Below are 6,051 nucleotides of genomic sequence, written 5' to 3' on the forward strand. Positions count from 1 at the left end.
TTATTGCCTGGATCTGACGAGAAAATGCTGTCATGGCGGAAAAAGAGCTAGCGAGAAGCCGACGAGCGATGTTCGTTTATTTTCGTACACATCAAAAATCGAACAACTCTGTATTTCCAAGGCCTTCAGCCTTGTCAAAGCGGCTTTATGAATTTTCCGGGTTAGTATCCACAGAACGATTGGTCTTATCATGCTCAGACTGACCAAACTCATTTCCAGTTTTTCGATCGGCTTTATACTGATATTGACTCTCAATTCCAGAGTTCATGAAAACACTGAGAGCACAGACAGCGTCCAGGAAGAACCCTTTTCATTTAATCAAGAATACTTCATTGATAAAATCGACATACCTTTTGATGGTGTCCACTTCAATATTAAACACTCTCACTATAATTCCATTCTAAAATTTGCCGAGCCCCGACTGAGACCGAATGAGTGCATGATGCTCTTTGCATCCCTTGTCAGAACTCAGAAAGGACTTGTCGGCAAAGTGTCCTTTATAAAACGCAGACTACCAGCAGATAACAATGCGCAGATGCAAGTGATAAAGACTCAAAGAGCACCATTGTGCACACTTTGCAATCTCATACACCGCTTTAATACTGAAACCGTATCCAAAGCTCTATACATCAATGGCGCCTTTATTAATCACTTTAATGAGCTCAAAGATCCAGACGCCTCTATTCAGTTAGTCAGTGAACCGTCTCTGGAAGCACAATAGCATTCAGAGTGATAAAGCTCTTTAAAGCACCGCTCTAATTTCACAGACAAACGTTGCACTCATTGTAACCTCACGGCATGCTAATGATCATTGATCACCCTCCCCTGTTGTAGGGCCGAATTGGGGGAAATAACAAACAATGAGGCTTCAACATGAGCCAACAGAGTCAGCTGGCACTGCTGGGTAAAAAACGCTTTCTTCCTTTTTTTCTGACTCAGTTTCTGGGTGCGTTTAACGACAACATTTATAAGAACGCCCTGTTGCTTATGGTGGCCTTTGCGGCAGCTGAAAGTCTGCCGTTTAATTCAGATCTGTTCATCAATCTGGCCGCTGGCCTGTTTATTCTTCCTTTCTTTCTTTTCTCCAGTGCTGCAGGGCAGATCTGCGACAAATATGAAAAGTCGATGATCATTCGCCGGGTCAAACTGCTGGAAATTGTCATCATGGCGGTCGCTTCCGGCTTCATCATTACTCAGAACTATCTGGTACTTCTGGCGCTTCTGTTCCTGATGGGCACTCAAAGTGCTTTTTTCGGCCCGGTTAAATACGCCATTATTCCGCAACATCTGCATGACGATGAGCTGATAGGCGGCAATGCTCTGGTGGAAATGGGCACTTTTGTCGCCATACTGGCGGGGACTCTGGGCGCAGGCATTCTGATTGAACAACCTGACGCCCATATTTGGGTAGCCTGCTCTGTAGTGCTATTTGCCATTCTGGGTTATCTGGTTTGTCGCTTTATACCCACAGCTCAAGCCGCAGCACCTGACCTGAAAATGAACTGGAACCTTTTCCAGCAAAGCCTGATCATGATCCGGGAAACCCGATCAAACGACAGCGTTCATAAATCAATCATTGCCATATCCTGGTTCTGGGCGCTGGGTGCCGCTTACCTGACACAACTCCCCAATCTGGCCAGCGAGATTCTCAAAGGCAGCCCACAAGTGGTCAGTATCATGCTGGCTGTGTTTACCATTGGTGTTGCGGCAGGTTCACTGTTCTGTGGACGACTCTCCAAAGGGAGTGTTGAGCCAGGTATCGTGCCCATCGGAGCCCTGGGTCTGAGCCTGTTCGGAATAGATTTGTACTTTGCTATCACGCCAGCCACCACTGCAGACTTATTGAGTATCAATGCCTTTATAGAAAACAGTGAAAACCTGAGAGTTTTGTTAGACCTGGGAATGATTGGCTTTTTTGGCGGCCTGTTTATTGTTCCGCTGTACGCCATGGTTCAGCAAAGAACACCTGAGAACCGACGTGCACAGGCCATAGCAGCACTGAATGTACAGAACTCTCTTTATATGGTCGGTAGTGCAGTATTTGGAATGGTATTTCTGGGTGTACTGGAACTGTCTATTGAGCAGTTTTTCCTGACGCTGGGTGTACTCAATCTGCTGGTTTGTGCCCTTATTTTCAGAAGAGTGCCCGAGTTTATTGAACGCTTTATGATTCGCTTCGTTAAAAAGTCGCCAGTCACTGACCATCAAAAGTAGGAATAAAAGATAAAGCCGGAAGGATTGCTTCCGGCTTTATCAATCACTATCAGATCAAACCAGTTTTCTGGCCGCTTCAACCACTACAGAAATAACGTTGGCTTCTGTCTTTTTAACCTGGGCCTCATCCGGAATCTCTTTTTCATTCCGATTCACAATCACACCTGCCACACAGCCTGAGCGCCAACCGTGAGTAGCACACATGGTCATCAGCGTAGCGGCTTCCATTTCATAATTCAGCACATTCATGGCCTGCCACTCTTCCATGGAGTTCTTGAAACGGCGGGTGACCCGGCCTGAGACAGTGTCGTAACGCTCCTGCCCCGGATAAAAAGTGTCAGAAGAGGCTGTCACCCCCACATGAGGCTGTCTACCTGACTCAACAGCGGCTTCAACCAAAGCCGTCGTACAGTAATAATCTGCAACAGCAGGGAATTCCATAGGTGCAAAGTGAGCACTGGCTCCGTCCAGACGAACAGCGCCTGTGGTCACCACAATATCACCTACATGAACATTAGGCTGGATAGCCCCTGTAGTGCCAACCCGGAGAAAGGTTCTGATCCCCAGCTGCGCCAGCTCTTCAACGGCTATGGAAGTGGAAGGACCGCCAATACCGGTTGAACACACCACCACCGGGTGCCCATCCAGAAAGCCCAGATGACTGGTAAACTCACGGGTACTGGCCAGAGGATGAGGTTCATCCAGCAGAGCTGCAATTTTCTCTACTCGTTTCGGGTCACCGGGCAAAATAGCCACCTCAGCGCCCCTGAGCATCATCTTTTTTAGACCTAAGTGGAATACGTCACTCATCATTTCACCCTTATAGATAGAGAGTGGTATCTATCGCTGCAGGTTGCACCTGCCATGTGCAATAGAGACGATCTTTCGTCGCTTTTGGTGATGAAAGATTTTTTACAATGCCCATAGCGAAAGAAAAACCGTGGATGAAATAAGACTACATCAGCCTCTGGTGGAGCACACTGAAAAACTCTTTAGTTAAGATAAAAACTTTTTAACCATTCCTGCAAAGGATTTGATTCAACCTATAGAGAGCTATCTATGAAAAAGTTCACATTACTACCCTATTGTGACCGGAGTTAGCTCATAGAAGTCAGTTGATCAGCTTTGTTTGACGATTTTTATCGCCAAGCTCAAATCGTCCGCTACTGGTCAATAAGGTTGAGAATTTGCTGTATTGGTCTTTGGGTATCTCTGCTACTGAACACAGCGCTGAAACCATGACCCATCCTTTTTTGGTTTTCTCCAGACTACGATATGCTGAGACCAGCTTTGAAATGATTTTTTTTGAAACAAGAGACGTTTTTACAGGCTTTGGTGATGGAGAAGCTTTTATCTTTATGAACTCTGCATCCAGATAATTGAACTGATTACAAGAGGATGTCAGAAGCTCTGAGCACTTATCAAGATTCCCCAATCCATGTATAAAAGCTCCAGATTGGCGAAGTAACTGGATAGGAGTAATAAAGTCACTGTCATTGGTGACAATGACAAATGTATCTATTTTGCCACTGTGGATCAGCTTAAAAGCATCATGCATCATCAAAAAGTCACTGCTACTGTTTTTATTGTCGTAACTGAACTGATGAATGGTTCTGATGCCATGTTTTAGAGCAGGCTGCTCCCAACCCTTGAGATGTTGTCGGGAGAAGTCTGCGTAAGCTCGAAGTATTGGTTTACCATAAGGTTTGGCCAGTTCGATCGCTTTTTCAGCAAAGCGATACGAGATGTTTTCTGCATCAAACAAGATCGCAGTTCGAACCTGACTGTGTATATTCTTGGTATTTAGATCCACTCTAACTTCCTATACGTCCATTCCTACAAATACAAAACTTGATCAAACTCCGGCAGACTCACTGCCAGAATCAGGAGTCTATTCAAAAGAAACTCAGTCTATTGGTCAATGAGGTTTTGTTAAGGCAGTCCGAAAAAGGACCCGATTGTCATAATTCCTCCATTCCCTGCATAATGCCGGCACATTCTTTATTGACCCTTTTTTTGCATGACCTTTATTGTCCCTCCCTGCCAGGAACCCTTGACCGAGTTGTACCGTGACTCTGAACTGGTGGTCGTTGTTAAACCTGCCGGACTGCTCAGCGTTCCCGGTCGTCCACCCAACGACAAAGACAGTGCCTATGCGCGGCTGCAAGCTATTGAGCCAGAAACACGAGTGGTACACCGGCTTGATATGTCAACTTCAGGACTGATGGTGTTTGGTTTAAATGCAGACAGTCACCGGGCCTTAAGTCGGCAGTTTCAGGATCGGAAAGTGGAGAAAGGGTATATTGCAGAAGTCTGGAAGATACCGGAGCAGGAGTCCGGAGAAATATCCCTGCCATTGATTTGCGACTGGCCGAACCGCCCCAGACAGATGGTGGCCCATGAACTAGGAAAAAAAGCTCTGACCCGTTATCGTCTCATGGCTGATAACGGTTCTCATGGCAGGGTCTGGCTAGAGCCTGTTACCGGTCGATCCCATCAACTCAGAGTTCATCTGGCTGAACTGGGACACCCCATTCTGGGCTGCGAATTTTATGCGCATGAAGAAGCCAGAGCCGCGTCTGACCGATTACACCTGCATGCCAGCCTATTGATTTTCAAACACCCCTCTACAGGTGAAATCATGAGATTTGAAAGCCAGCCTTCTTTCTGAAGGCTGCAACATGAATCCTTTCATTCTATTTCATATGGCGTTTATCAAAAATCAGTGGGGACTTGAAAATAAAAACGATTTTATCTTCATCCATTTAATCAAATATTTGGTAAACAAAGATCAATAATAATCTTCAAGACATCACTCTTGTCAGATTCAATCTGCTTAACTAAAGCATTGATGATTTCTCAAACAATGAGATAAAACACAATGTATCGATTGCCATTTGTTGCCTTGTTGTTTCTGGCAACCAATCTGTATGGCGCGCCCGCTCCCAAAAACTACTACAGCATTCCTGGTAGCGGGCAAACATCCTTAGCCATCAATCCCGGCGGCGACATCTTGGTATTCAGGGAAACAAACCCGCTTGAGGCCGTCATTGAAAAATTTACTTACTCAGGCGATCCACAATCATGGGAGCATCCTGAAGTCATTGAAGGGGTATTGAAAACAGGCTCTCTTTGTAATATTTCCTGCAACAGTAAAGGAGAAGCTTTTTTCGCTTGGGGAGAATCAAATAAAGAAATTTACGGACCGCCACTGCAAGTTAAGATTCAACAAATAGATTCTACCGGCTTTAATCCTAATCCATATAGCTTTTACTGGCCCAATGCCAACCAGACGCTTAGCTCTTTTTCGAAGTGCGGCTTGAGTGCAGTCAGCCCTATTTTCCGTGAAGATAACGCCTATCTGACAGCAGATACTCTGAGTATCAAAGGCCGTACCTGCCCGGAAAACTCAAATCCCGAGTTTGACTGTCCCACGTTAACACCCGCCAGCAGAAGTATGATCCACGGCATGATCCCACCTGTAGTTGGCATTCGGGGGGAAACTCTGGACATCCGTGAAGAGGAAGCAGGTACTGACCAATATCGATTATGCTGGTCCTCTCCCACTTTGACAGACAGCTACTGCGCCCCCCTGAGGGAAAACTTTCCCCCTCCCTATCAGGGCCATCTCTTTATCACAAATCCCAAACTTGACTTATCCTTTTCAGCGATGAGTCAAGGTTATGTTGCCATTACCTCCTGAACAATGGACGGAACTTACTTTTGGGTGTGCAGATTTGGGTGATAAACGTCGTACAAAAAGGCTGATTCACACAGCGGCTGATCTATCAGCCCACACAGGCTCCTCTCTGGCAGAATCCTGTGAAGGCAATTTGG

Annotated in this window: 7 protein-coding genes; 5 read left to right on the forward strand and 2 right to left on the reverse strand. The window is 45.8% G+C overall.

All coding sequences use genetic code 11. The features are described 5' to 3' along the window. Window positions 1-190 precede the first annotated feature (190 nt). Together ACR2PX_RS08195 and ACR2PX_RS08200 are read left to right on the forward strand one after the other, a co-directional pair. Window positions 191-721 carry a hypothetical protein gene (locus tag ACR2PX_RS08195; protein ID WP_433998869.1) on the forward strand — a complete coding sequence of 177 codons (531 nt, stop codon included), beginning with the start codon at window positions 191-193 and terminating at the stop codon, window positions 719-721. A gap of 152 nt (window positions 722-873) precedes the next feature. Beyond that, entirely contained in the window at window positions 874-2,214 is a 1,341-nt protein-coding gene (locus ACR2PX_RS08200) for an MFS transporter (protein ID WP_433998870.1), read from the forward strand. 54 nt (window positions 2,215-2,268) lie between these two features. Here the strand turns inward: ACR2PX_RS08200 and udp are convergent, their stop codons facing one another. Both udp and ACR2PX_RS08210 read right to left on the reverse strand, forming a co-directional pair. Further along, window positions 2,269-3,024 carry a uridine phosphorylase gene (gene udp / locus ACR2PX_RS08205; RefSeq protein WP_433998871.1) on the reverse strand — a complete coding sequence of 252 codons (756 nt, stop codon included), beginning with the start codon at window positions 3,022-3,024 and terminating at the stop codon, window positions 2,269-2,271. 301 nt (window positions 3,025-3,325) lie between these two features. After that, window positions 3,326-4,027 carry an NYN domain-containing protein gene (locus ACR2PX_RS08210; protein ID WP_433998872.1) on the reverse strand — a complete coding sequence of 234 codons (702 nt, stop codon included), beginning with the start codon at window positions 4,025-4,027 and terminating at the stop codon, window positions 3,326-3,328. 240 nt (window positions 4,028-4,267) lie between these two features. Between ACR2PX_RS08210 and ACR2PX_RS08215 the strand changes: the two genes are divergently transcribed. The 3 genes from ACR2PX_RS08215 to ACR2PX_RS08225 form a co-directional block, all read left to right on the forward strand. Further along, the gene (locus ACR2PX_RS08215) at window positions 4,268-4,885 is read left to right on the forward strand and encodes a pseudouridine synthase (RefSeq protein WP_433998873.1); all 618 of its coding nucleotides are present in this window, start codon (window positions 4,268-4,270) and stop codon (window positions 4,883-4,885) included. Window positions 4,886-5,095: 210 nt separating this feature from the next. Then, window positions 5,096-5,917, forward strand: a complete 822-nt coding sequence (locus tag ACR2PX_RS08220) for a hypothetical protein (RefSeq protein ID WP_433998874.1) — start codon at window positions 5,096-5,098, stop codon at window positions 5,915-5,917. Continuing rightward, on the forward strand, window positions 5,898-6,051 hold a 154-nt coding region (locus tag ACR2PX_RS08225; RefSeq protein WP_433998875.1), incomplete at its 3' end, for an IS4/Tn5 family transposase DNA-binding protein. The genes ACR2PX_RS08220 and ACR2PX_RS08225, both read left to right, overlap by 20 nt.

The sequence above is a fragment of the Endozoicomonas sp. genome, assembly GCF_051008435.1.
In the GTDB taxonomy this organism is placed as follows: domain Bacteria; phylum Pseudomonadota; class Gammaproteobacteria; order Pseudomonadales; family Endozoicomonadaceae; genus Endozoicomonas_A.